The sequence below is a fragment of the Mesorhizobium sp. M0615 genome, from assembly GCF_040320805.1.
GTDB lineage: Bacteria > Pseudomonadota > Alphaproteobacteria > Rhizobiales > Rhizobiaceae > Mesorhizobium.
On the sequence record NZ_JAMYQI010000006.1, the window covers coordinates 35,092 to 60,469 of the forward strand.

Consider the following 25,378-nt stretch of genomic DNA (forward strand, 5'->3'; position numbering starts at 1 on the left):
TCACTGGCCGTGGTCGACGAGATGGTTAAACCTGCCAAGCGAGCCGCCGAGCACGATGTGGTCGCCGCTGACCAGCCAGGCATGCGCCTTCAACTCGGTGCCGGTATCGCGCTCGATGCCGATGCGGATTTTTGAGGCGTTGCCCTGGCGGGCAAGCAAATATTGGCCGGAAAGCGCTTGGGTCAGACAGCTTGCGCCAGGCACCAGGCGGGCAGCCGCAGCCACGCCCCAGGCGACACGCCTGAGATCGCCGATGTCGGCTGGTTCGCGCGCGTCGAGCCGGGTCACCATGCGGCGCACTTTGTTGTAGGAAAGCAGCGTCAGCCCCAGCCGCACCGACACGACCACCGCAAGGCAGTGGGCGAGAAAGAGCATCTCCGGCCCGCTCAGTGAGAAAGCTCTAGACAAGTTCCTCATCATGGAGCCTCGCAAGCCCGGCGTCCGCCAAGCCCTTCAACAATCCATCGACATCGGCCTTGCAGCGTTCCGGATCGACATTGTAGCGATCCAGCACGGCGCTGCGGATTTCGGAAATCGGCCGCGGCTCCTGGATCAGCTCCCAGATATAGGCGCCGACGCCGTTCAGGCTGTAATAGATGTTGGACCTCATATCGAGCAGCGCCAGGCCGTTGCCGAATTCGCAGGCCACGGCATCCTTGCTCGCGCTCATCCGATCATGGTCCGTTGGGTTCCAGTCCATTCCTAAACCTCGCTCACAACCAACGCTTCGGCAATTCCGGACAAAGACGCGAGAGCCGGGGTTTGACCCCCGACTCTCCTTAGTGCGCTCTGTTTGCAGAGTCCGGACTTTGTCACCCCAACGAGAGAATACTCAGGAGAAGGTGAGTTCGCCGACCGGCGTATGTGCCGGAAACGAGGCGTCGAGTGCCGTAGTACCGCTACCGCCTTGCGTGATGGTCTCGATCGAGCCGTGGACCGTCAGGCTAGGGGTTTCGTACTCATGCTTTTCAACATTCTGTTCCAATTTACTCTCCACTTGTGGACTGGAAGCGGCCTGTCGATTGCCGGCAGCGAGCTATTGCTGCACCGCAATAGCTGCATGGCAGCATTTATGAGTCAAGCCTGATTTACCAGCCGTTAATCAATTCTCGGTTGCGACTCCCTTCAATGGTGATCAAAGCGCTTTGCATTTCACATCTCAGGAGAATTCAGCAGAGTGTCCGAGGCCGTCAACTAAGTATCTGATTTAATTACGTTAAAGTTTCCTTCGAATGCTCCTCACTTGGGCGCTGGCGCATTCCCACAAAAATTGTTGCTGACGTACCCGCCACAAGCCCCGATCAGGCGGCGCCTTGCATCTCGTTGTAGGACTGTGTTGCGAAACGTTCAGGTTGCAGGAAAATTGGCGCCAAAGGAAAAACTGGACGCGGCGCATGAATTTGGCGATGCTTTGCTTCGCAGTTGCAATATAACGCGCCTGGCGAATTTTTTGCGGAGATGCTGCAGCATATGGCATTGCAGGAAGGGACCTTCGAAAGGTTGCGCGCCGCTGGCTGCGCCGACGAAGTGGCCTATGTGCAGGCTTGCCTGCGGCTGTTCTTCGCCTCCAGGGCGAGCCCCAGCGCCGCGCCTGCACCGGCCATCTCCGTTGCCGATGTTTGCGATATCGCCAGGCTGAACAAGGTCGCCACCTTCATGCTGAAGGCGCTGTCGCGCCCACCGGCGGGCGAGACGCCGCCGGGATTGCTCGAGTGGCTCGACACTTATCGCCGGCGCACGATTGCGATGAACTCGTCCGGCATCATGGATTCGATGGCCATCGACAAGGCGCTGCGCGGCAGCAGCATCGATTTCGTCTTCCTGAAGGGCCCCCTCCAGCAGCAACTGCTCTATGGCGACCATTTCATGAAGCCGTCCGGAGATGTCGACATATTGGTGTCGCCGGCCGGCTTCTTTAGAGCTCGTGATGCGCTGCGCTCGATCGGCTACGAGGTCGCCGGCAAGTCCCGCTCCGTCTGGTGGGTGCGCTTTCTGGGCGAGCAGCACATGGTTCGCAGCCAAGGTCGGAAATTGTCCACCGTCGATCTCCATTACCGGCTCCAGCAGCCGGGATCGCCCAGCCCGCGCGATACGGAAGGGTTCCTGCGCCGCAAGCGCGCGCTTGCGATCGCCGGCTCCAGCGTGCCGTTCATCTCGGCCTCCGACACTTTGCTTCTGTCCTGCATCAGTGTCGCAAAGGCGCTGTTCAACCGCGAGCCGTGCGCGGGCTATGTCTGCGATGTCCGGGCCGCTGCCGGTCGGCTGAGCGAGGCCGAGCAGCAGACTGTGCTCGACTACGCGGCCGAGCAGGGGCTGGCTGACACCCTGCTGCTGGGCCTGCGCGCCGCCGATGTGGTGCTTGGTGGCGCCGGCACGCTGCTGTCGGATCGGGCCACCAGGATCCTCTCACGCATCGGCAATGAAGACCTGTTCCACATGGTCATCGCGCCGTGGCTGTCGTCGCTCAGATGGCCGCAACGGCGCACCGTTTTGTGGGAATTGTGCGGCCGCGAACCTGTCCGCTATCTGACCGAGGCCGGCTGGGCCGCGTCAGCCGACCTCAGCCGGCGGATTTTCGAGCGGGAAAGCCGGTGACGATGAGGGTCGTCATGCAGCAGGCAGATAACGTTCCGTCCCGATCCGCTGGGGATGGATCGGGGGATGGATCGGGGTCCGGCGCCGCGCGCCGGGAGGGCGAGGGGCCTCGCGACACTTTATGCAATCGAAAGGCCACCCTATGTCCATGACAGAATCCCGGGTCTGCGTGATCATCGCGGCGCGCAACGCGGCCCGGACCATTCCCGCAGCCATCGCCTCGGCGCTGCGCGAGCCGGAGGTGGCGGAAGTCGTCGTCGTCGACGACGCCTCCACCGATGACACCGCAAAGGTGGCCAGCGCTGCCGACGATGGCAGCGGCCGGCTTTCGGTCATCCGGCTCGACGCCAATCGCGGCCCGTCCTTCGCCCGCAATACCGCCATTGCCGGGTCGAAATCACCTTTCATCAGCATTCTCGACGCCGACGATTTCTTCCTTCAGGGACGGTTTCGCCAGCTGTTTGCCAGCGCCGACTGGGATTTCGCCGCCGACAACATCATGCTGATCCGTGACGATACGGCGACCGATGTCTCGAAGATCGTCGCCCCGTCCTTTTCGGCGGACCCGGAATTCCTCGACTTCGAGCGATTCATCGAGGGCAACATCTCCAGACGGCGTGTCCAGCGCGGCGAACTCGGCTTTCTCAAGCCGGTGATATCAAGAGCTTTCCTCGACAGGCATGGGCTGCGTTACGACGAGAACCTGCGTCTCGGCGAAGATTACGAACTCTACGCTCGCGCCTTTGCCCTTGGCGCACGCTTCAAGGTCATCCGTTCCTGCGGCTATGGCGCGATCGTGCGCGCCGATTCGTTGAGCGGGCGCCACAAGACACAGGATCTGAAGCGCCTCGCCGATGCGGATCTGGCACTGCTCGAGATCGACAGCCTGCCGGAAGGCTCCAAGGCCCTGCTGCGCAAGCACGAGCGGCATGTGCGTGACAAATACCGGCTGCGCAATTTCCTCGATGTGAAGGCCGAGCGCGGCATGGCGTCTGCCGCCGCCTATGCGCTGGCCAGCCAGTCGAACTTCATTCCCATCGTTGTCGGCGTGGCCGCCGACAAGCTCGATGCGTTGTTTCGCCACGCCGGTCTGTCCCCGCGGCAGCAGCCGGTGCCGCCCTTGCGCTTCCTCATGGCCGCTACCAACACGGCGGCGCAAAAGTAGGCTCCGCCAAGTCCGGGACGGCGGCCGCAAGGCTGAAAAAATTGCCTTTCTGAAACTCGGAGGTTGCCTACACGCCCCGACGATGGCACTGTATGTTGCGGTGCAGCAATTTTGGAAGGCCAACCGGATGGCTTCAATTTTCGGCTTCAGGTCCAGGGACCCAGCGCGCGACAAGCAGACCGATCTGGCGCGTTTCGACCGTCTGGCAAAGCTGTTGGATCAGATCACGGCCGAGATTGCGGCCGAGAAGACCGGGTTGGAGGCCCGCTACCGGTCGAAGTCCACCAACGCGGCCTTCCTGGTCGAGTCGATGGAGAACGGCTCGGCGTCGGCACGCAAGCTGTCGGAAGTCGGCGAGCTGACGAAGTCCATCCTGAACTGCGAACAGCGCATCGCCGAGCTGGTGCGCCAGACGAGCCGGATGAAGGAACTGCGTCATTCACTCGACGCGATCGTCGGCGAGGATGGCCAGAGTTCTGATTCTCACGGGGAATATGTCAAACCCGCAGGTCGCTTCGGCTGAACACGGTCACACGAGACACAGAAGAGAAAGTTCGGGGACGGAGGATCGGGATCGGCCCTTTAGCAATGTGGGCCAATCGGTGACTTTGGGTTGGGGCGGAACAGCACAAAGGTGAATTGATATGAACGCAGATCCGAAGACGACGCCCATGGCGGCAATCGATGCCATGATTTCGACGCGGCCAAATCGGCCAATGCGTCTTGTAAACCCAACGCGTCTTCTATCCGTTGGTGCGCTTCTGTTGGCGGCAGCCGCAGCTCTGCTCGGCGCCGCCCACCCCTCCCGCGCCCAGGACGCCTCCCCGGAGATGCAAAGCGCACCGTCCTTCGTCGACGATTTCAAGAGTTTCGATCGTTCGCGCTGGTATGTCTCCGACGGTTGGTCGAACGGCAATCACCAGAACTGCACCTGGTCGAAAAGCCTGGTAAAATTTTCCGACAACATGCTGACGCTCGGCTTCGAAAAGCGCAAACTGAAGGACCGCGAGTTCGCCTGCGCCGAGATCCAGACCAAGCAGCGCTTCGGCTATGGGACCTATGAAGCACGGATGAAGACCGACACCGGATCCGGTCTCAACGCCGCTTTCTTCACCTATATCGGCCCTGCCGACAAACAGCCCTGGTATGAGATCGACTTCGAGGTGCTGACCAAGGATACATCCAAGGTGCAGGTCAACAGCTACATCGCCGGCAAGCCCAAGAACGAGAAGCTGGCCGAGGTCGAAGGCGGCGCCGACAAGGGCTTCAACGACTATGCCTTTATCTGGGAAAAGGACCGGCTGCGCTGGTACGTCAACGGCAAGCTGGTCCAGGAAGTGACCAATCCCGAGCAATTGCCGACCCACTCGCAGAAGATATTCTTCAGCCTCTGGGGCAGCGACACGCTGAAAAACTGGATGGGCGCCTTTTCGGACCCCGGCCGCCAGGTGACGATGCAGGTGCAGCGCGTCGCCTTCACCGCGCTCGGCCAGCCGTGCCAGTTTCCGGAATCGCTGGCATGCAGTGTAAGCAGCATAAAGTAGATCTGAACCGGCCCGGCTATATAAGGCCAAAGGGCGTGAACAGGAATTAACCCGAATGAATTTGACGGTCTTTGGAATTGGCTACGTCGGTCTCGTGCAGGCCGCGGTGCTGGCGGAGGTCGGGCACCAGGTGGTGTGCGTCGATGTCGATGAAAAGAAGGTCGAGCGGCTCAACCAGGGCCTGGTGCCGATTTTCGAACCGGGACTGGAGGCCCTGGTCAAGGAGAACCACGCCGCCGGCCGCATCAAGTTCACCACCGATGCCGCCGCCGGCGTCAAGCATGGCGAGATCCAGATGATTGCGGTCGGCACGCCACCCGGCGAAGATGGTTCGGCCGACCTCAAATATGTGCTGGCGGTGGCCGAGACCATCGGCCGCGAAATGGACGGTCCCAAGATCGTCGTCGGCAAGTCGACCGTGCCGGTCGGCACCTGCGAAAAGGTGAAGGCCAAAATCGCCGCGACGCTGAAGGCGCGCGGGCGCCAGGACCTGGCTTTCGACGTCGCTTCCAATCCTGAGTTCCTCAAGGAGGGTTCCGCCGTCGCCGACTGCATGAAGCCTGACCGCATCATTGTCGGCACCAACAGCGAGGGCACCGAGGCGGTGATGCGGGAGCTCTACGCGCCGTTCAACCGCAACCACGAGAAGATGATCGTGATGGACGTGCGCAGCGCCGAATTCACGAAGTACGCCGCCAACTGCATGCTGGCGACCAAGATCTCCTTCATGAACGAAATGGCCAATCTGGCCGAGCAGCTCGGCGCCGACATCGAGGAGGTACGCAAGGGCATCGGCTCGGATCCGCGCATCGGCTACCACTTCATCTATCCCGGCCTCGGCTATGGCGGTTCGTGCTTTCCCAAGGATGTCCGCGCGCTGATCAAGACCGCCGAAGGTGTCAAGTTCGACGCCAAGCTGCTGCGCGCCGTGGAGGAGCGCAACAATGCCCAGAAGTCGGTGCTGTTCGACAAGGTGCACCGTTATTTCAAGGGCAGTCTCAAGGGCAAGACCTTCGCGCTCTGGGGCCTCGCCTTCAAGCCCAACACCGACGACATGCGCGAGGCGCCGGCGCGCGTCCTGATGGAGGCGCTGTGGCAGGCCGGCGCCAATGTGCAGGCCTACGACCCCGAGGCGATGCAGGAATGCCAGGCCATCTACGGCCTGCGCGACGACCTTTTGTTGTGCGGCACCAAGGAGGCGGCACTGCGCGGCGCCGACGCGTTGCTGATCGCCACCGAATGGAAGAGTTTCCGCGCCCCGTCCTTCGACGCGGTGAAGGATGCCCTGACCACGCCGGTCATCTTCGATGGCCGTAACCTCTATGATCCCAAGGTCATCGCCCGTCACGGCATCGAGTATTTCTCGATCGGCAGGATGGCGGCGTGAAGGCAGGGCGGCACAACGCGGAGCCAGGTTCATGAAAGTTCTGTTTGCAGGCGGCACCGGCTACACGCCGCAATTCAGCGGGGGCGTCCAGTCGAGCACCCACCACCTGGTCGAGCAATTGCGCGAAAACGGTCACGAGGCATCCGTTCTGGCAGCCCTGTTCGGCGACGGCATGTTCGGCTTCAGGGCGCGCGCCAAGATGAAGCTCCTTCGTCAGCGCGCGGTCATCGACAATTTCCCGGGCTATCCGGTTGTACGGGCGTGGTTCCCCTGGGAAGCGGCCGACTTCGCCGTCAAAAAGTTGAGGCCGGATGTCGCGGTCGTGCAGTGCCACAATTCGGTGCCGATCGGCAGAGAGCTGCAGAGGCTTGGCGTGCCGCTGACCGTCTATCTGAGGAATGTCGAATTCGACGAATTGGCCGGCGATCTGCGTGAGCTCCATTCGGCGGTCTATATCGCCAACTCCGAGTTCACCGCGCGCGCCTATAAGGCAAAATTCGATATCGATTCGACGGTTATTCCGCCGACCATCAATCCCGCGTTCTACAGCACACCGACGACCGGTGAATTTGTCACGCTCATCAATCCATATGAGGAAAAAGGCTTCGATCTTGCGGTGCGCATTGCCGCCGCCTGTCCCGAGATCCCGTTCCTGTTCGTCGAAAGCTGGAAGCTCGACGACGATCATCGAGCCCGGATCGAAGCAACAATCTCTCCCCTCCAGAACGTCAAGCTGGAAAGCCGCACCAGCGACATGAAGACGGTCTACGGCCGCACGAAAATCCTGCTTGCGCCCAGCAAATGGGAAGAAGCCTGGGGCCGGGTGGCCTCGGAAGCGCATTGTAGTGGCATTCCCGTGGTCGGCTCGCGGCGCGGCGGTCTGCCGGAAGCGATCGGCGCCGGCGGCGTGGTACTGGACTACGACGCCCCGCTCGCCGACTGGGTCGCAACGATCAGGCGGCTGTGGAGCGATGAGGCCGAGTACAAGCGGCTGTCAGCGACAGCACGTCAGTTTTCGGAGCGGCGGCAAATGAACCCCGACAGCCAGTTCGCAACGTTCATGGGCGTTCTCGACCGCGCAAGACGTGTCGGTTTGGAGCGCGCAGCCTAAACGCGTCGTGTTGCATTTCAGCTGAGACGCTGCACGACCGTGGTCGCGCAAAGTTCCCGTTAGCCAGGTCCAGGCGTCGTGCGCCCGTCCGGATCACTTTTAATTGCTGCAGTGCAATATTTTGTGGCACTGCAGCAATCAACGTGTATTCTGCCTGTCTACATTAGGGCTTGTGCGATATGGACCGCTTGGTCCGAGCAAGCCCCAACCTTATGGGCGGGTCATGCGCGTGGGCTTTGTCGTCGGCGAATTCCCTCTGCTTTCGGAAACCTTCGTCGTGGACCAGATGGCTGGGCTGCTGGCGCGGGGCTTTCAGGTCGAAGTGGTCTGCGAAAAGATGCAAGGTGACCACCGAATTGACCGGCAAAGCGAGCCGATGGCGACGCTGCTCGCCAGAACCCGACATTGGTGGCGATGGGCCGCTGTAATCAGCAAATTTGTACAGCGTCTGCCGCCCCGTCTGCGATACAAGGCCTCGACCGTTCTCGACATCGCCTTTGCACGCCGCCTGAACCGCTGCGACGTGATTGTCGCCCACTTCGGACAGAACGGCGAGAGAGCAGCCGCACTGAAGAAATGGAAGGTGCTCAAACCACCGATCATAACCATCTTTCACGGCGCGGACGTGGCGATCCCGGCGCGGCAGGCAGTGCTCGCGACACAATATGCCGGGCTGACCAAGCATGGGACCCTGAACCTGCCCGTCAACGATTACTTCCGCACGATGCTGCTGGAAGCCGGCCTGTCCCAGGCGAGCACGACGGTCCACCATATGGGAATTGACACCCGCGAAATCGGCTATCGCTGGGAATCGTGGGAAGGCACCCAACTGGTCGTGACGACGGTTTGCCGCCTGGTCGAAAAGAAAGGCGTCGAGTTCGCCTTGCGAGCCCTGGCCTCCCTCAAGGCCTCCCAGCCGCAGCTAGACTGGCGTTACGACATTGTTGGCGACGGTCCTCTGCGGATGAATCTGGAGAAGCTGGCCGTAGAGCTGGGCTTGGCTGGTCGCGTAACATTCCTCGGCAGCCTCCCTCACGCAGAGGTGAAAAGACGGCTTCGCATGGCGCATCTCTTTTTGCTGCCAAGTATCACTGCCAGCGACGGGGATATGGAAGGCATTCCGGTCGCGCTCATGGAGGCCATGGCCGCCGGATTGATTGCGGTCAGCACGTATCATTCGGGAATCCCGGAGCTCATCAAGGATGGGGAGACGGGGTTGCTTGCGCCCGAGCGAGATATTTCAGCGCTTGCCGGCAAGCTTACCTGGGCCGCGGAGCACCCGACCGAATGCGAGCGTATCGCGCTTGCCGCACGCCGCAAAGTCGAGGAGGACTTCAACGCAGATGTTCTGAATGAACGTTTTGCGCAGATCGTTACCCAACTGGCCACATCGAGCCCTGCGCATGCACCCACCGGTCATGTCGGCGTTTCCGAGGGCTTGGCGGATCCTTCATCTGCCGGCTGACACTGCTCCTCTGCGTTTGATCGGCAGGCACGCCAAGCTGAGGGAAATCTTGCTACACTGCACCAAAAATGTTGCAGTGCAGCAAGACCTGTACTAACGTTCCTGCGGGTGGGCCAACAGCGGTAGAGTTCCATGCTGCATGTCTTGTGCTTCCGCCACCCTGTCTTCGGCCCGGCTTTTGTCAAAGGGACACCGGCTCCCCGGACGAGCGCATCCTGCCGATGAAGATCTGCTTTGTAGTCGACAAGTTTCCCTCATTGTCCGAAACCTTTGTTCTCGACCAGATAGCCGGATGCCTTGAGCGCGGCATGGAAGTCGGCGTCGTCTGCAACGAGACGTCCTTCGGCAGGGACAGCAACATCGATGATCCGCGCTGGCAGGCGTTGCCAGGAAAGGTCGTATGCTGGTGGGGTGGCCTGGGTCGCTATCGCCCGCTGCTCAGGAAGTGGTCCGGCAGGTTCTGGGACAAGCTCTCGACCGCCATCGACATTGCTCATGCGCGAAAACTGCAGGGCGCCGACGTCATCGTTGCCCATTTCGGCAACAACGGCATGCGCGTGGCCCGCGCGATCAAGCGCGGGAGGATTTCCGCTCCCCTGGTGACGATATTTCACGGCCGTGATGTCGGCGAACCGCTGCATGACAATACGCTCGCGCGCTACAAGATTGTGTTCGAAAAGGGCGTTCTTCAACTGCCGGTGAATGCGTTTTTCCGCGATGCCTTGATTGAGGTCGGTGCATCGCCGGAGCAGGTTGTGGTTCACCATATGGGGGTGCGGCCGAGTGACATCGACTATCGGTGGCGTTCATGGGAGCAGGCTACGCTCTCCTTCATCTCGGTCTGCCGCCTGACTGAAAAGAAGGGCATCGAATATGCGCTTCGCGCGCTTGCTGGCCTGCCGCGGCGAGACTGGATCTACTCGGTGATCGGCGGCGGAGAACTTCTCGAGCAGCTGAAGGGGATCGCCGCAGAGCTTGGCATTGCCGACAGGGTGAATTTTCTTGGGCCCCGGCCGCACAGCGAAGTCAAACAGCGTCTGCGCGATGCGCATGTGTTCCTGCTGCCCAGCGTCGGCGCCCGCGATGGCGATCTGGAAGGCATTCCGGTTTCCCTGATGGAAGCGATGGCCGCCGGCCTGACGGTGGTCAGCACGTATCATTCCGGGATCCCTGAACTGATCGATGATCACAAGACGGGTTTTCTCGTGGCTGAGCGGGAAGTTGCGGCGCTGACCGGAAAGCTTGCCTGGATCGCCGAGAATCCGAAGCCGTGTGAAGAGATCGCTCTCGCAGCGCGCAAGAAGATCGAGGCCGAGTTCAACTCCGATCTGCTGAACCAACATTTCGTGGAAATCGCCATGCGGCTTGGCGAAACGAGGTCGCTTGCATGAACGCCAATCCGCCCCCCCAGTTCGGTCGTGTCGCCCTGCGCGGCGGGCTGGTAACCATCGGCGCCCAGGGCTTCAAGATGGCGATCCAGTTTCTCTCCGTCATCGTGCTGGCCCGTCTGCTCGTCCCCGAGGATTTCGGTCTGGTGGCTTCCGTCGGGCCGATCGTGGCCTTCGTCGGGCTGCTTCAGAATCTGGGCCTGCAGCAGGCTGTGGTTCAGCGCAAGGACATCAGCAACCAGCAGCTCAACCAGGTGTTCTGGATCAGCGCGCTCGTCGGGCTGGGTAGTGCCGTGGTAGTGGCCGGCCTGGCGCCTGCCATCGCCGCGTTCTATGGCGATCAACGTATGTCCGGCATCACCCTTGGCTCCGCCCTGCCGCTGCTTCTCGGCAGTCTCGCCGCAGTGCCGCTGGCGTTGATGAACCGGCACCTGCAGTTCGGCCAGCTCGCACTGAACGACGTGATAAGCGCCGCCGCCGGACTTCTGGCCGCCGCGATCGCGGCCTATGCGGGGTTGGGCTACTGGTCGCTGGTCATCGGCCCGGCGGTTTCGGCAGCTATCGCCCTGGCTGCCGCCTGGCGGGTGGCGCGTTGGACGCCGTTGCGGCCGGACCTGAAAGTCGATGCCGACATATTGTCGTTCGGCGCCAACCTGACCGGCTTCAACCTCGCCAACTTCTTCTCGCGCAATCTCGACAACATTCTCATCGGAAAATATTCCGGTGCGATCGAACTCGGCTATTACGACCGCGCCTACAAGCTCCTGTTGTTCCCGCTGCAGAACATCAACCAGCCGCTGACACGGGTTATGGTGCCGCTGCTCAGCCGCATCCACGATGATAAGGCCCGCTTTCGCGATATCTATGTGCGCACCAACTGGATGCTGGCGGCCGTTACCATGCCGGGCATCGCGGCGCTGACGCTGACCTCCAATCAGATCGTCGGACTTCTCTTCGGCGCGGGCTGGGCACCGGTCGCACCGATCTTTGCCTGGCTGGGCATCGCCAGCCTGGTCCAGTCCGTTTCAAGCACGACGGGATGGATATTCATCTGTCAGGGCAAGACGAAGACCATGTTCCATTGGGGCATCTATTCGTCGCTGACGACCGTCGCTGCCTTCGTCGTCGGCCTGCACTGGGGCGCCGTCGGCGTTGCCGCGGCCTATGCCATCAGCGGTTACGTGCTGCGCGTTCCCGTGCTGGCGCTACTGGTCCATCGCGTCGGTCCGGTGACCGCCGCCGACTTCCTGCTCATGCAGGGGCTTTTCATCGCCTCGTCCCTGCTTGCCTGGTTCCTGTACCTGTGGTTGCCGGCGTCTCTAACGGGCCAGTCAGACCTGCTCGCGGTCTTTTTGGCGCTTGCCCTCAACTACGGCATCGGTCTCGTTTTCATGCTTGCCGTCCCGCAGTCGCGACGCGCCTTGTTCACCACCCTGTCCAACGCCGCGCGCAATATCCGCTGAGCGGCCGGCGATCAGCGGCGCCAGCAGGTTTGTGGCCGACATTGCCGAAGCATGTTCTTCGAGCACGGCCTGAAGGCTTGTCTTGCGATAGCGGTCGAGATTTCCCGCAAACCGGCCGAGCTTTTCGCGCGCCTCTTCGGACGTCACGGTGTCGATGTCGAGCAGCACATCGTCGACACCGATTCGCTTGGCCACTTCCTTGGTTTTGAACTCGTAGGCGATCGGCAGCACCGGCGTGCCGACGCAAAGCGACATGATCATCATATGCATGCGCGTCGCGACGACGAAGTCGAAGCCCTTCACCAGCGCCATCAACTGGTCCGGCGTGTGGAACGAAGCGTCCACCGTCACGTGGCTGGCGATCTCAGGATCGAGCTCGGCAACGATGGCCTGCGCGGTCTTCGAATCGTCATGGGCATATTCCGGCACACCCTGACACGTGGAGACGAAGGTCACCTCCTTGCCAAGGTCCCTGACAAGAATTGTGGCGATCTCGCGGACCGAATCCAGATAGCGGCGCATGCCGCCCTCACCGTCGCTGACGTAGTTCCAGTGGCGGACCGAAATAGCGACGCGGCCCGTCGACGCCGGCGGCTGGCTGGAAGCGAGACGCTTGCCGATCCTGTCGGTATCGGCCAAGGCGAATACGGCATCGGCCACCACGTGGCACTTGCCGAGATCCTTCACCAAGTCCCGGATATGGGTCCGCGACCGTTCGTCGCGCAACAGGATGAGCGGACTGCGGTCAAAGATCGGGCCGAGCTCCTGGCGGTTGTAACTTTTGTCGAACGGACCGAGGGATTGCGTGAAGAAGACCGGATCTTTGCCAAATACGGCATCGAGCCTGAACTGATTGAGGCGTCGTTCGAGATTGTAGTTCTCGACGAGATAGGTTCCCCCTGTGGTGACCACCATGTCCGCGTCGGCGTAGATATCGAGACCGCGCCGGTCGCGATGGCTGAAAAAATTGCCTAGCGCGCTGCTGCCAAACCAGCGCAGGGCCTGGAGAACGAGCCGATTGTAGATCGGCTTGAACCGGTCCCTCAGCCCGCTGCCATTCTTGTATCGGAACAGGGATTCCGACAGCAGCTTATGAAATTCGAGGTCGGGATAATCCGTCTTCGGATAGAGTCGTTCCGCAACCTCGGGCTGGCTGTCGAAGACGGCAAACCGCACGTCGCCTTGCACGATCGTCTTGAGAATGTGGCGGATCGCCAGCAGAATCGCCGCATCCCCGGTATTCAGGCAGACTGTGTTTTCAACGACGATCTTCATGGGATACCTCATTTCGTCAGCAGATTCCGCGGCGTGGCCTGCGGTGCCTAGGACGGGCATGGTGACCGAAAATACCCACGCCAGGACGATCCCGATGCGGCTCGCGTCACAATCCATCGCTGCATCGGGCTGGGTGACCAGCCAGAGCGGCGCTCAAGCCCGACGGAGGGTAACGCATCAATTTTGCAGTGCAACAAAAAACGTGCACTTATGCTACGGCGCACCAAAAATGTTGCGATGCAGCAAAAGCTGGGTTAGCATTCCCGTGGGTGGGCCAACAGCGGTCGAGTTTTCATGCTGCATGTCTTGTACCTTGTGCACGATGTTTCCGACCCGGCGGTGCGCCGGCGGATCATAATGCTCAAGGCAGGCGGCGCGCGGGTCACGTTGGCCGGCTTCCGTCGGACCACAAATGCTGTTGCCGACGTCGAGGGGCTGCAGCCGGTCGACCTCGGCGCGACGCGTGACGGCCGATTCGGCCAGCGTCTGGCGGCGGTCGCCAAGGCGGCGCTGTCGATAGGCTCGAAGCTTGCGGCGATGCCGAAGCCCGACCTCATCATCGCGCGCAATCTGGAAATGCTGGCGCTGGCCAGGCGCGCCAAGGCCGCCTTTCGCGGCGGCGTGCCGATCGTCTACGAATGCCTCGACATCCATCGCCTGGTGCTGCGCAATGACATGCTGGGCAAAGCACTGCGCACAGCGGAGCGTTATCTCGCCCGCGAGGTGAAGCTTCTGGTGACGAGCTCACCGGCCTTCATCGCCAATTATTTCAAGCCGTTCGGGCAGGTCGCCGCACCGGTGGAACTGGTCGAAAACAAATACTTCGAAACCGCGCCGATCGCCTTGGATGACAGGTCAAAGGCCGAAAACCCTGCAGCACCCCCGTGGCGCATCGGCTGGTTCGGCGCGCTGCGCTGCCGCCGCTCGCTGGAGCTGCTGGCCGACTTCACGCGCCGTCAGGGCGGGCGCTTCGAGGTCGTCCTCCGGGGCCGTCCGGCACTCTCGGAATTCCCGGATTTCCACGCTTTTGTCGAGGCCGAACCCTATCTCTCCTTTCGTGGCCCCTACCGCAACCCGGAAGACATGGCCGCGATCTACGGCGAAGTGCATTTTTCCTGGGCGATCGATTTCTTCGAGGAAGGGCAGAATTCGGAATGGCTGCTGCCCAACCGCCTCTATGAGGGCTGCCGCTTCGGCGCCGTGCCGATCTCGATGGGCAATACCGAGACCGGGCGCTTTCTCGACCAGCAGGACATTGGCGTCCTGCTTTCCGATGCCACGCCCGAAATCCTGGAAACCGCGCTCGGCCGCATGGACCAGGAGCACTTCGGCAAGGCCAAGGCGCGTGTGCTGGCCCGCAACCCACGAACCTGGAGCTACGACCGCAGCGACTGCCGCGCCTTTGTCGACAGGCTGCGCGGTCTGGCGGCGGTCCCCGGTCCCTTCGTCACCGAAGCGCTGGCTTAGCGATGGCTGATGATGGGAAAAGTACAGAGCATGGGAAGGCGCCGATGACGCAAACCGAAGCGCTGCCGCCAAGCCTGATCGTCATTCCGTGCCTGAATGAGGCAGCCCATATCGGCGCGTTGCTCGAGCAGCTCAGGCCGGCAGCGCTAAGGCTCGGCGCCCGCATCGTCGTTGCCGATGGCGGCAGCACCGATGGTACTTTGGCCATTGTCGAAGCGGTTGCGGCCAAGGACCCTCAGGTCGTCCTCCTGCACAACCCAAAACGTATCCAGAGCGCGGCGATCAATCTCGCCGTCGCCAGCCTCGGTGACGGCGCCGAATACCTGATCCGCATCGATGCCCATGGCGGCTATCCCGCCGATTATTGCGACCGGCTGGTTGAGGAGGCGCTCGCCACTTCAGCCGATTCGGTCGTCGTCTCGATGCTGACCAGCGGCAGCGGCGCGGTGCAGAAAGCGGTCGCGGCGGCGCAGAATTCCAAGCTCGGCACCGGCGGCTCCAAGCACCGGCACCTTTCCGCCGGCGAATGGGTGGACCATGGCCATCACGCGCTGATCCGGATCTCGGCCTTCACCGCGGTCGGCGGCTATGACGAGAGCTTCAGCCACAATGAGGATGCCGAACTCGACTACCGGCTGCGCCGGGCAGGCTACCGCATCTGGATGAGCGGCAAGACGCAGATGGTCTACTATCCGCGTTCGTCGCTGAAGGGCCTGTATTTCCAATATCTCGGCTATGGCCGCGGCCGCGCCAAGAATGTGCTCAAGCACCGCATGATCCCGAAAGTTCGGCAGATGATCCCGCTGCTGGTGGCGCCGGTCGTCCTTCTCGCGGTATTTTCCTTTATCCACTGGCTGGCGGCGGTGCCGCTGCTGGTCTGGGCTTCGGTCTGTCTGGGCTACGGCGCTGTGACCGCCATCAGCCAGCGCAATCCCAACAATGTGCTGGCGGGCATTTCGGCGATGGTCATGCATTTCGGCTGGTCGCTCGGGTTTTGGCTGCAACTGCTCGGCTCGCGATCGCAGCGCGGGGTGGCATGATGGTCGCCGACAGCCGCCGAATCGACATCTGCGTCTGCACGTTCCGGCGGCCGGAACTGGCCGACACGCTGCGGTCGCTCGCTGCCATGGATATGCCTGCCGGTTTCGGCATCGGCGTCATCGTCGCCGACAATGACGACGAGCCGACCGCCGAGCCGCTGGTGACCGCGCTGGCGAGCGAATTGAAGCTCGTGGTCCGCTACCGGCACGCCCCGGCGCGCAACATCTCGGTCGCCCGCAACGCCTGTCTTGATGCCAGCACGGCCGATTTTCTCGCCTTCATCGACGACGATGAAACCGCCTCCCCGCAATGGCTGGCCAAACTGGTCGCTGCGGCAGAGACAATCGGCGCCGAGGCCGTGCTCGGTCCGGTGCGGGCGCTCTACCGCCCGGATGCGCCGGACTGGATGCGCAAGGGCGATTTTCATTCGACCTTGCCGGTCTGGGTGCAGGGCGAAATCCGCACCGGCTACACCTGCAACGTCCTTTTGAGGATGAGCGCCGACAGCTTGCGCGACCGTCGTTTCAGCCTGGCGCGCGGCCAGAGCGGCGGCGAGGACACCGAATTCTTCGACCGCATGGTCAAGGCAGGCGGTCGCATCGCCTTTGCGCCGGAGGCGTGGGTCGAGGAAGTCGTGCCGCGTTCGCGAGCCGCTTTCGACTGGCTGCGCCGCCGCCGCTTCCGCTTCGGCCAGACGCATGGCCACCTCATCGGCCATGACGCAGGCGTGATAGAGCGTGCGAAGGCTGTCGGCCTTGCCTCGGCCAAGGCCGTCTATTGCTTCGGCATGGCGGCGTTGACCGCGATTAGCCCGGTCCGCCGCAACCGCAGCGTGCTGCGGGGCATCATGCATGTCGGCGTCGTCAGCGGCCTGGTCGGTATCAGCGAAATTCGCCAATACGGACTGTCTTCCCCGCAGCAAGGAGGCAAGCGTGCAGCCTGACGTCTCCTTTGTCATCGCAGCCCACAATGCCGCGGCCACGCTCGACCGGGCGATCGCAAGCGCCATGGCCCAGCGCGATGTCAGCGTCGAAATCATCGTCGCCGACGACCAGTCGCGCGACAACACGCTCGACGTCGCAAGAGCCTATCCAAAAGATGTCGTCAAAGTGGTTGCGCTGCCGGCAAATCGTGGCCCTGGCGGCGCCAGGAATGCCGGCCTCGACCTCGCCACAGGCCGCTGGGTCGCGGTGCTCGATTCCGACGATGCCGTCCTGCCCGGGCGGCTCGCCGCCATGATCGCGCGAGCCGAAAGTGCGGGCGCTGTAATCGCCGTCGACAACCTCCAGGTGGTGCGCGAGGACGGCATTGCCGAAGCGACGATGTTTCCCGCCAAATATCTGGAGGGCCTGCGTGAAATCACGCTCGCCGACTACATCGCTGGCAACATCGTTTTCGAATCCACGTTCAACCTTGGCTATCTCAAGCCGATCTTCCAGCGCCGTTTCCTGATCGAAAACGACCTTCGCTATGATCAAAGTCTGAGCATCGGCGAGGATTACATCCTGCTCGCCAACGCGCTGGCCAAGGGCGGAAAATGCGTGGTCGAGCCGACGACCGGCTATATCTACCACATCCGCACGGGCTCGATCTCGCGCGTGCTCGAGCTTCACCATATCGAGGCGATGCGCAAGGCCGACGCGGTCTTCGCCGAGACCAATTCCATGGACGCTGCTGCTGCGGCCGCCTTCGCCAAACGCGCCCGCAGCCTGCGCAAGGCGGCATCGTTCCTGTCGCTGGTCCAGCACATCAAGGCGCGTTCGCCGTTGAAAGCGATACGCACCGCGCTAAGTGATCCGGCGGCTGTCAGGCACATGTCGATGCCGATCGCCGTCCGCCTCAAAAGGGTGGCGGCGCAGTTTGCCGTCGGCGCGGAGAGGTAAGGAGGGCGAGTACATGAAGACGTTTGTTCATGGCCTGCAACAGGCTGAAATCGATCTGCTCAGAAGGAATTTGCGATGAAGAAAATCAGGAAGGCAGTCATCCCTGTGGCGGGGCTTGGAACACGGTTCCTGCCGGCAACCAAGTCGATTCCGAAGGAGATGCTGCCCGTGGTCGACCGGCCGGTCGTCCAATATGCGGTGGACGAGGCCTTCGAAGCCGGCATCGAGCACATCGTGTTCGTCACCGGCCGCAACAAGGCTGTCATCGAGGACTACTTCGACCTGCACCCCGAACTGATTGGAACGCTCGAACAAACCGGCAAGAAGACCCAGCTGGAGGCGCTCGAAAGCATGCTGCCCGTGGCCGGCGCCACCAGCTTCATCCGCCAGCAGTCGCCACATGGTCTCGGCCATGCGGTGTGGTGCGCACGCGAAGTCATCGGCGACGAGCCCTTCGCCCTGCTGCTCCCCGATATGGTGTCGTTCGGCCGCCGAGGTTGCCTGGCTGAAACAGTCGATCTCTATCAGCAGACCGGCGGCAATGTGATCGCCGTCGAGCGCTGTGATCCCAGCGAGACCAGCAAATACGGCATCGTCGGGCGCGGCGCCGAGACAGGCAGCGGCTTCGAGGTGACGGCCATGGTCGAAAAGCCGGCGCCGGCCAATGCGCCGTCGAATTACTACATCAACGGCCGCTACATCCTGCAGCCCGAGATCTTCTCGCTGCTGGGCAACCAGCAACGCGGCGCCGGCAACGAAATCCAGCTTACCGATGCCATGGTGCGGCTGGCGAAAAGCCAGTCTTTCTTTGCCCAGCCTTTCAATGGCCGCATGTTCGACTGCGGCTCCAAGGAAGGCTTCATAGAGGCCACCATCGCCTTCGCGCTGGCGCGCGACGACATGAAGGGACCTGTGCTGGAAATGCTGCAGGCGTTCGTGCGGTCGCATGAGCGTCAGGAAGTGGCCGCATAATGCCCATCTTTCGAGGGCATATGCGTTTGGACGATGGCGCGGCTCGTGCCTGCACGCCAGGCCGCTCAGGCCCGGCGCCAGATGGCATGAAGCTTGCGTTGCATATCTTGCCCCCGATCTCCGCAGCTCCGGGCGAGGTGCCCCGTCTCGCTCCGGCGCCTGTAACCTAGAATTGGATCGAAGATGAATTATGCCAGCTTTCCTCTCGACAAGAGGATGCCGTTGCCCAACCCCGATCAGGAAAAGGGTGAAGACTTCATCGACGTCGAGCGCCTGCTTGGCATGGCGGCGCGTCAGGTCAAGGTGGTGGCAGTCTGCGCCATCATTGGCCTGTTCCTGGGGTTGCTCTATCTGCAGACCACGCCCAAGCAATACATGTCGGTCGCCAGCGTGCTGATCGACGAAGGCCTGAACAAGGTCATCGACGACATCTCGGCTGCATCCGTCACCATGCAGACCGACGCCGCCCTGCTCAGCCAGATCGAAATCATCACCTCGGCGCGGCTGGCCTCGGTGGTGGTCGACAAGCTGAAACTCGACCAGAACGCAGAGTTCATGAACCCGCCGCAATCGGCGCTGGTCAAGGGCATCGGCTTCGTGCGCGGCGTGATCGGCTATTTCCGCTCAAGTTCCGCCGAGCAGATTCCCGGCATGGAAAACGTCGATGAGGCGACACGCCAGGCCATGATGCAGACGGCGCGCCACGACTATGCCGTGCTGAAGCTGCAGAGCGAGGTGCTGGCGCAGCGCAACGGCCGCTCCTATGTGCTCGCCATCGGTTACCAGTCGACCAATCCGGCACTCGCCACCGCCATCACCAAGGCCTATGCCGACGCCTATCTCGCCGACCAGCTCAATGCCAGCTTCGACGCCACCGAGCGCGCTGCGGTCTGGCTGCAGGGCCGGCTGACCGAGCTTCGTCAGAACTCACAGGCGGCCGCTATGGCGGTCGAGAAATTCAGGGCCGAGCATGGTCTGGCCGCCAACAGCGACGGCCAGCTGATCAGCGACAAGCAGATTGCCGATCTCACCGCGCAACTGATCGTCGCGCAGGCCGATACGGCGCGCGCCAGCGCCCGCTATCAGCAATACAAGACCATCGTCGAAAGCGGCTCGGACAATGCCTTCAACGATTCCGCCATCTCAAGCGATCAGCCGGCAAGCTCCGTCATTGCAACGCTCAAGACCCGCTATCTCACAGTCGCCAAGCGGCTGCAGGACGTGACGGCCAATTTCGGCGCCGACCATCCGCAGGCGGTGGCGCTGGCCAAGGAGAAGGCCGACCTGTCGACCCAGATTTTCGGCGAGTTGAAGCAGCTGACCGAAAGCTATCGCAATGAATATGAAGTCGCGCTTTCACGCGAGACCTCACTGAGGCAGAAGATCGCCGACGCGGCCGGCAAGAGCTCCATCGACAACCAGAGCCAGGTCAAACTGCGCGAGCTCGATCAGCAGGCGCAGGCGCTGACCACGCTCTACCAGACTTTCCTTAGCCGCTACGAGGAGGCCTCGCAGCAGCAATCCTTCCCGGTCGGCAAGGTCCGCATCATCTCGGATGCCTCAACGCCGCTTTCCGCCTCAAGCCCGCGCACCTCCAGGGTGCTGGCGCTGTCGCTGGTGCTTGGCGTGCTGCTTGGCGCCGGCTTTGGTGGCCTGAATGAGTTCAACGAGCGCTTCTTCAGGACCGGCGAGGACATTCGCGATCGCGTCGGCCTCAAATTCCTCGGCTATTTGCCGATGATCGGCGGCAGGCTCGGCAAGGACGCCGACGACGGTGCGGCGGATGCCAAAGGCGCCAACACATTGTCGGCGGCCGAGAAACGGGCGCGCTTGCGGGTCAGCGTCGATGCGCCGGCATCGATGTTCTCCGAAACGCTGCGCAACGCCAAGATCGCCTTCGACGTCGTCATGGAAGGGCAAGGCAGCCGGGTCATAGGCGTGGTCTCGGTCCTGCCCGGCGAGGGCAAGTCTACGGTCGCCGCCAATCTCGCCGGATTGCTGGCCGCCAACGGCTCGAAGACGCTTTTGATCGACGCCGATCTGCGCAATCCTGGCCTCAGCCGCAACCTCGGCATGGAGGCCGAGCAGGGGCTGATGGAGGCCGTGGTCAACGGCCAGACCTGGCAGTCGGTCGGCAAGGTCGACCGCCAGACCAAGCTGGCGATCATCCCGGCCGTGCTGCGTGGGCAGTTCTCGCATACCAGCGAGCTGCTGTCGTCGGCCGGCATGCGGCGCTTCATCGACAACGCCAAGGAGACGTTCGAGTACATCATCGTCGACCTGCCGCCGCTTGGCCCCGTGGTCGACGCCAAGGCGTTTGCGCCGCTGGTCGACGGCTTCGTGCTGGTTGCCGAATGGGGCCGCACGCCGCGCGCCATGGTGCGCTCGCTGCTGGAGCAGGAACCCTACGTCGCAAGCAAGGTCGTCGGCGCCGTGCTCAACAAGGTCGATCTGAAGAAGCTGCCGAAATACGGCTCGCTCGGCGGCTCGGAAAAGTTCTTCGACCGCTATTCGACCTACTATCTGGAGAAATCGGACGTGCGGGCCAAGACCGCGGCCTGAACGGAGCGCGATCCTGAAAAGGAGCGTGATCCGGAAAAGCGGATCCGGTTTTCGGAAAGGATCACGCTCAAACGAAGAAGCACGGCAGGTCAGGAAAAGATCAGCTTGCCGAATTTACCGGCGATCCTGAGCGCTGTCAGCCGGCCGCTTTGAAAGGCGCCGGTGTCGATGCCGAGCCTTCGCCCGTCAAGCCTGGGGATATCGACCGGCGTGTGCCCATGCACCACAAAGCGGTCGAGCAGATAGGCGGCGTTGAAGAACTCGTCGCGGATGTTGAGCAGGTCCTGCTCATCCTGTGCGACCAGGTCGATACCCGGCCTGATGCCGGCATGGACGAAAACGAATTTATCCGAACAGAGCAGCACCGGCAGGCTGCGCAGAAAGTCGATATGGCTGGCCGGAATGACTTCCTTCACGCGCCGGTCGACCTCGTCGCTCAAGGCATAGAGGCTGGCAAGCCGCGCCGGATCGACCCCATAGGAAAACAGCGTCTCGAGGCCGCCGACCGCCAGCCAGCGGTCCCGCGACAGATAGCCGTCGAGATAGTTCAGCATGGCCACTTCGTGGTTTCCCGCCAGGCAGACGCGCAGGAACTCTGTTGGCGGCAGCGCCAAGAGGTGGTCGAGCACGCGCGACGATTGCGGCCCGCGATCGATATAGTCGCCGAGCATGACGATAATCTTGCGGCCGCGAAATTGCAGCGCGTCGAGCTGGATCTTCTGCTCCAGCGACAGCAATTCCTTGTAGCAGCCATGCACGTCGCCGATCGCGTAGACGACGGTGTCGTCCATATCCATTTCCAGGCGCTCGCGCGGCGCCGGCCGGGGAGGTCTGGACCGCTGAAACAACGCCACTGGGGCCGTCAGACCCCGATGCCGCGGGCTTTGAGCGCCGCGGTGATCTCGTCAAGAATGGCGGGATCGTCGATTGTCGCCGGCATCGTCCATTCTTCCTTGTCGGCAATCTTCTGCATGGTGCCGCGCAGGATCTTGCCGGAGCGCGTCTTCGGCAGGCGCTTGATCGTCACCACCGTCTTGAAGGCGGCGACCGGGCCGATCCGTTCGCGCACCAGCCCCACCACTTCGCGTTCGATGGCAGCGGTATCGCGCGACACACCGGCATTGAGCACGACGAAGCCGAGCGGGACCTGGCCCTTCATAGCGTCAGCGACGCCGATGACGGCGCATTCGGCAACATCGGAATGCGCTGAAAGCACCTCCTCCATGGCCCCGGTCGACAGCCGGTGTCCGGCGACATTGATGATGTCGTCTGTGCGCGCCATGACATAGAGGTAGCCGTCTTCGTCGATCATGCCGGCATCGGCCGTCTTGTAGAAGCCGGGAAACTCCTCGAGATAGGCCTGCCGGAAACGCTCGTCGGCATTCCACAGCGTCGGCAGGCAGCCGGCCGGCAGCGGCAGTTTCACCACCACATTGCCAAGCGTGCCGCGCGGCACTTCATGGCCGGCATCGTCGAGCACGCGAATGTCGTAGCCCGGCATCGGCACGCCGGGCGAGCCGTATTTCACCGGCAGCAGGCCGAGGCCTGCCGGGTTGATGGTCATCGGCGAGCCGGTCTCGGTCTGCCACCAATGATCGACCACCGGCACGTTGAGTTTCTGCTCCGCCCATTTGATGGTTTCCGGGTCTGCGCGTTCGCCGGCCAGGAACAGAGTGCGGAATTTCGACAGATCGTATTTCGGCACGAATTCGCCCTTGGGGTCCTGCCCCTTGATGGCGCGAAAGGCTGTCGGCGCGGTGAACAGCGCGACAACGCCGTGTTCGGCGATCACCCGCCAATAGGTGCCGGCGTCGGGTGTGCCGATCGGCTTGCCCTCGAACAGCACGCTTGTCGCACCATGCAGCAGCGGTCCGTAAACGATGTAGGAATGGCCGACCACCCAGCCGACATCGGAGGCCGCCCAGAATACTTCGCCCGGTCTGACGCCGAACTCGTTTTCCATCGTCCATTTGAGCGCGACCATGTGGCCGCCATTGTCGCGCACGATGCCCTTCGGCTGGCCGGTCGTGCCGGAGGTATAGATGATGTAGAGCGGGTCTGTAGCCAGTACCGGAACGCAATCGACGTTGGCGCCCGCCGCCCGCTCGCGGGCAACGGCGTCGGCAAAATCGATATCGTAATGCTCCCTCAGATCGCAGCGCAGCTGGTCGCGCTGCAGGATCAGGCAGGCGTCCGGCTTGTGGCGGGACATTTCGATCGCCTTGTCGAGCAGCGGCTTGTAGGCCACGACACGTCCAGGCTCCAGGCCGCAGGACGCGGAGATGACCAGCTTCGGCTTAGCGTCGTCGATGCGGGTGGCGAGCTCGTGCGAGGCAAAGCCGCCGAACACCACCGAATGCACCGCGCCGATGCGGGCACAGGCAAGCATCGCGATCGTCGCTTCGGCCACCATCGGCATGTAGATGATGACGCGGTCGCCTTTGCGAATGCCGCGGTTCTTGAGCACCGAAGTCAGCGCTACCACTTCGCGCTTCAATTCGGCATAGGTGAATTTCTTGACCGTGCCGGTGATCGCGCTGTCGTAGATAAGTGCGATCTGGTCGGCGCGGCCGCCTGCGACATGGCGATCGAGAGCGTTGAAGCAGGTGTTGCAGGTGGCGCCGTTGAACCAGCGCCCGTAAACGCCCGCCTTGGCATCGAAGACGCTGGTCCACGGCGAATACCAGTCGATCGCCTCGGCGGCAGCGGCCCAGAATTGTTCCGGGTCGCGTTTCCAGCCGTCATAGACCTCGTGGTAGCGTGACGCCATTCATCCCTCCTCGGGAAAACTCTCTATGTTGCAATAGCCTATGCGGGTTTTCCCGGCCACGTCTTTCCCCAAATGCCATGTCTTTCCCGAAATTTGGGGCTTGGCCGATCTCGCCTTGGCCATAAATTGCAGGCACCATGGCCGGGTTTGAAATCGGGGCAGGGCGCGCAATGACGGTACGATACGGGGTTGGATCTGCCGTTGGAGCAGCGCTGCTGTTGACGATCGTTTCCGCCGCCCAGGCCGGCGATGCCGCCGCGCGGCGCATCATCGGCTTTTCCCCCGACGGCAAATATTTCGCCTTCGAGCAATATGGCGAGGTCGACGCTGCCCTTTCCGGCTGGTCGCAGATCGACATCATCGACACAAGCACAGACGAGTTCGTCGGCGGCAAGCCGATCCTTGTCCTCGATGAATCGGAAGAGGCGACCACGACGGTGGAGCAGGCACGGGCGCAGGCCGCAAAGCAGGCCGCGCCAATCCTGGCCAAATACGGCATCGCCGAGCGCGGCACGCGCACGGCCTCCGACAGGTTCACCTTCCCGGACGACACGGTCGAGTACAACGACATCCCCCGCCTCGAGCAGGCCGCGCAGAAATGGCTGTCGCCGTTCTATGGCGAAACACAGATTTCGACCATCCAGCTCGATGAGATTTTGGCCGACAGCAAGGAGGATTGCTCGGCAAGCTTTGATGACGCCAAGGAAGGCGACCAGCCTCTTCAGGGGCACAAGACACTTCAAGGCGACAAGACACTTCAAGGGGACAAGACGGGCAAGGCGCGCGGCTTCCGCCTGTCGCTGCAGGGGCAGGACGGCAAGCCGTTCAAGGTGCTGCACGAGGACAAGGCCGTGCCGGGCTCGCGCAACTGCCCGACCTCCTACAGCCTGTCGGAATCCTACGAATACGCCCCGCCCGACAAGCCGGCGGTACTGGCCGTGCTGGTGCAGCGCTTCAGCCAGGGCTTCGAAGGACGGGACCGCCGCTTCATCGCCGTAACCGGCCAGGCACGCTAAGCCGCGGCCCCCCTTGTGGCAGGCAGAAAAAGCTCATGCGCCCGGAGAAAGCAGGGCGTTCGTGTCGGATATCAGCTCTTAAAGCGGCAAGGCCGCCAGCATCAGCCCGACGCCACCCGCAATCAATATGGCGGCTGCCAACGCTTTTCGATGACGTTCGAACGCGGTCGGCGCCCGCTCCCAATTGTAACGCATACCCAATGCTCTCCCAAAACCCCGCGACTGCATAGCTTACTTTAGGTAAGACAAGCAAGACCTTGACCCTGCGAGATAG

Annotated in this window: 21 protein-coding genes and 1 pseudogene; 16 read left to right on the plus strand and 6 right to left on the minus strand. The window is 62.3% G+C overall.

The window, feature by feature from the left end; genetic code table 11:
* From NKI46_RS11710 to NKI46_RS11720, 3 genes are all read right to left on the minus strand, one after another.
* Complete coding sequence (locus NKI46_RS11710) at positions 1-375, minus strand: lasso peptide biosynthesis B2 protein (RefSeq protein ID WP_245263585.1); 375 nt, start codon at positions 373-375, stop codon at positions 1-3.
* Positions 376-400: 25 nt separating this feature from the next.
* Positions 401-670, minus strand: coding sequence for a PqqD family protein (locus NKI46_RS11715; RefSeq protein ID WP_245261370.1), 270 nt, complete (start codon positions 668-670; stop codon positions 401-403).
* Between the two features lie 162 nt (positions 671-832).
* Positions 833-985: a lasso RiPP family leader peptide-containing protein gene (locus NKI46_RS11720; protein ID WP_023684233.1), complete on the minus strand. Its 153-nt coding sequence runs from the start codon at positions 983-985 to the stop codon at positions 833-835.
* A 485-nt stretch (positions 986-1,470) separates the two neighbouring features.
* Here NKI46_RS11720 and NKI46_RS11725 point away from each other — a divergent pair, with 485 nt between their 5' ends.
* From NKI46_RS11725 to NKI46_RS11765, 9 genes are all read left to right on the plus strand, one after another.
* Positions 1,471-2,595, plus strand: a complete 1,125-nt coding sequence (locus NKI46_RS11725; protein WP_023703575.1) for a nucleotidyltransferase family protein — start codon at positions 1,471-1,473, stop codon at positions 2,593-2,595.
* A 142-nt stretch (positions 2,596-2,737) separates the two neighbouring features.
* Positions 2,738-3,760 (plus strand): glycosyltransferase family 2 protein, encoded by a 1,023-nt coding sequence (locus NKI46_RS11730; protein ID WP_023703574.1) that lies wholly within the window; start codon positions 2,738-2,740, stop codon positions 3,758-3,760.
* A gap of 127 nt (positions 3,761-3,887) precedes the next feature.
* Positions 3,888-4,283, plus strand: coding sequence for a cytochrome P450 family protein (locus tag NKI46_RS11735; RefSeq protein ID WP_023668807.1), 396 nt, complete (start codon positions 3,888-3,890; stop codon positions 4,281-4,283).
* A gap of 121 nt (positions 4,284-4,404) precedes the next feature.
* A complete protein-coding gene (exoK, locus tag NKI46_RS11740; RefSeq protein ID WP_023668806.1) occupies positions 4,405-5,304 on the plus strand; it encodes an endo-1,3-1,4-beta-glycanase ExoK in 900 nt (299 codons plus the stop codon).
* Between the two features lie 55 nt (positions 5,305-5,359).
* Positions 5,360-6,691 carry a UDP-glucose dehydrogenase family protein gene (locus NKI46_RS11745; protein WP_023668805.1) on the plus strand — a complete coding sequence of 444 codons (1,332 nt, stop codon included), beginning with the start codon at positions 5,360-5,362 and terminating at the stop codon, positions 6,689-6,691.
* A 31-nt stretch (positions 6,692-6,722) separates the two neighbouring features.
* Positions 6,723-7,802 carry a glycosyltransferase gene (locus NKI46_RS11750; protein WP_023668804.1) on the plus strand — a complete coding sequence of 360 codons (1,080 nt, stop codon included), beginning with the start codon at positions 6,723-6,725 and terminating at the stop codon, positions 7,800-7,802.
* 223 nt (positions 7,803-8,025) lie between these two features.
* The gene (locus NKI46_RS11755; protein WP_023736210.1) at positions 8,026-9,267 is read left to right on the plus strand and encodes a glycosyltransferase; all 1,242 of its coding nucleotides are present in this window, start codon (positions 8,026-8,028) and stop codon (positions 9,265-9,267) included.
* 221 nt (positions 9,268-9,488) lie between these two features.
* Positions 9,489-10,658: a glycosyltransferase gene (locus tag NKI46_RS11760; protein ID WP_352746319.1), complete on the plus strand. Its 1,170-nt coding sequence runs from the start codon at positions 9,489-9,491 to the stop codon at positions 10,656-10,658.
* Complete coding sequence (locus NKI46_RS11765; protein WP_023702330.1) at positions 10,655-12,118, plus strand: lipopolysaccharide biosynthesis protein; 1,464 nt, start codon at positions 10,655-10,657, stop codon at positions 12,116-12,118. Before NKI46_RS11760 ends, NKI46_RS11765 begins: the two co-directional genes overlap by 4 nt.
* A gap of 225 nt (positions 12,119-12,343) precedes the next feature.
* On the opposite strand, the pseudogene NKI46_RS11770 reads toward NKI46_RS11765, so the two are convergent.
* Positions 12,344-13,510 (minus strand): annotated as a pseudogene (locus NKI46_RS11770) (polysaccharide pyruvyl transferase family protein); the annotation flags it as partial.
* Between the two features lie 177 nt (positions 13,511-13,687).
* On the opposite strand from NKI46_RS11770, the gene NKI46_RS11775 reads away from it, so the two are divergent.
* From NKI46_RS11775 to NKI46_RS11800, 6 genes are all read left to right on the plus strand, one after another.
* Entirely contained in the window at positions 13,688-14,860 is a 1,173-nt protein-coding gene (locus tag NKI46_RS11775; protein ID WP_352746322.1) for a glycosyltransferase, read from the plus strand.
* 44 nt (positions 14,861-14,904) lie between these two features.
* Positions 14,905-15,900, plus strand: coding sequence for a glycosyltransferase family 2 protein (locus NKI46_RS11780; protein WP_023738098.1), 996 nt, complete (start codon positions 14,905-14,907; stop codon positions 15,898-15,900).
* Positions 15,897-16,844 (plus strand): glycosyltransferase family 2 protein, encoded by a 948-nt coding sequence (locus NKI46_RS11785; RefSeq protein WP_023738099.1) that lies wholly within the window; start codon positions 15,897-15,899, stop codon positions 16,842-16,844. The genes NKI46_RS11780 and NKI46_RS11785 overlap by 4 nt, the downstream gene beginning before the upstream one ends.
* A complete protein-coding gene (locus tag NKI46_RS11790) occupies positions 16,834-17,784 on the plus strand; it encodes a glycosyltransferase family 2 protein (protein WP_023738100.1) in 951 nt (316 codons plus the stop codon). Before NKI46_RS11785 ends, NKI46_RS11790 begins: the two co-directional genes overlap by 11 nt.
* Before the next feature lie 75 nt (positions 17,785-17,859).
* Complete coding sequence (gene galU / locus NKI46_RS11795; protein ID WP_023668795.1) at positions 17,860-18,756, plus strand: UTP--glucose-1-phosphate uridylyltransferase GalU; 897 nt, start codon at positions 17,860-17,862, stop codon at positions 18,754-18,756.
* A 183-nt stretch (positions 18,757-18,939) separates the two neighbouring features.
* Positions 18,940-21,318 (plus strand): polysaccharide biosynthesis tyrosine autokinase, encoded by a 2,379-nt coding sequence (locus NKI46_RS11800; RefSeq protein WP_023738101.1) that lies wholly within the window; start codon positions 18,940-18,942, stop codon positions 21,316-21,318.
* A gap of 89 nt (positions 21,319-21,407) precedes the next feature.
* Here NKI46_RS11800 and NKI46_RS11805 read toward each other — a convergent pair whose 3' ends face one another.
* Positions 21,408-22,109, minus strand: a complete 702-nt coding sequence (locus NKI46_RS11805) for a metallophosphoesterase family protein (RefSeq protein WP_245260382.1) — start codon at positions 22,107-22,109, stop codon at positions 21,408-21,410.
* 71 nt (positions 22,110-22,180) lie between these two features.
* Positions 22,181-24,088 carry a propionyl-CoA synthetase gene (locus tag NKI46_RS11810; RefSeq protein ID WP_023684216.1) on the minus strand — a complete coding sequence of 636 codons (1,908 nt, stop codon included), beginning with the start codon at positions 24,086-24,088 and terminating at the stop codon, positions 22,181-22,183.
* Positions 24,089-24,306: 218 nt separating this feature from the next.
* Here NKI46_RS11810 and NKI46_RS11815 point away from each other — a divergent pair, with 218 nt between their 5' ends.
* Positions 24,307-25,104: a DUF2259 domain-containing protein gene (locus NKI46_RS11815; protein WP_245260383.1), complete on the plus strand. Its 798-nt coding sequence runs from the start codon at positions 24,307-24,309 to the stop codon at positions 25,102-25,104.
* The last annotated feature ends 274 nt before the right edge of the window (positions 25,105-25,378 follow it).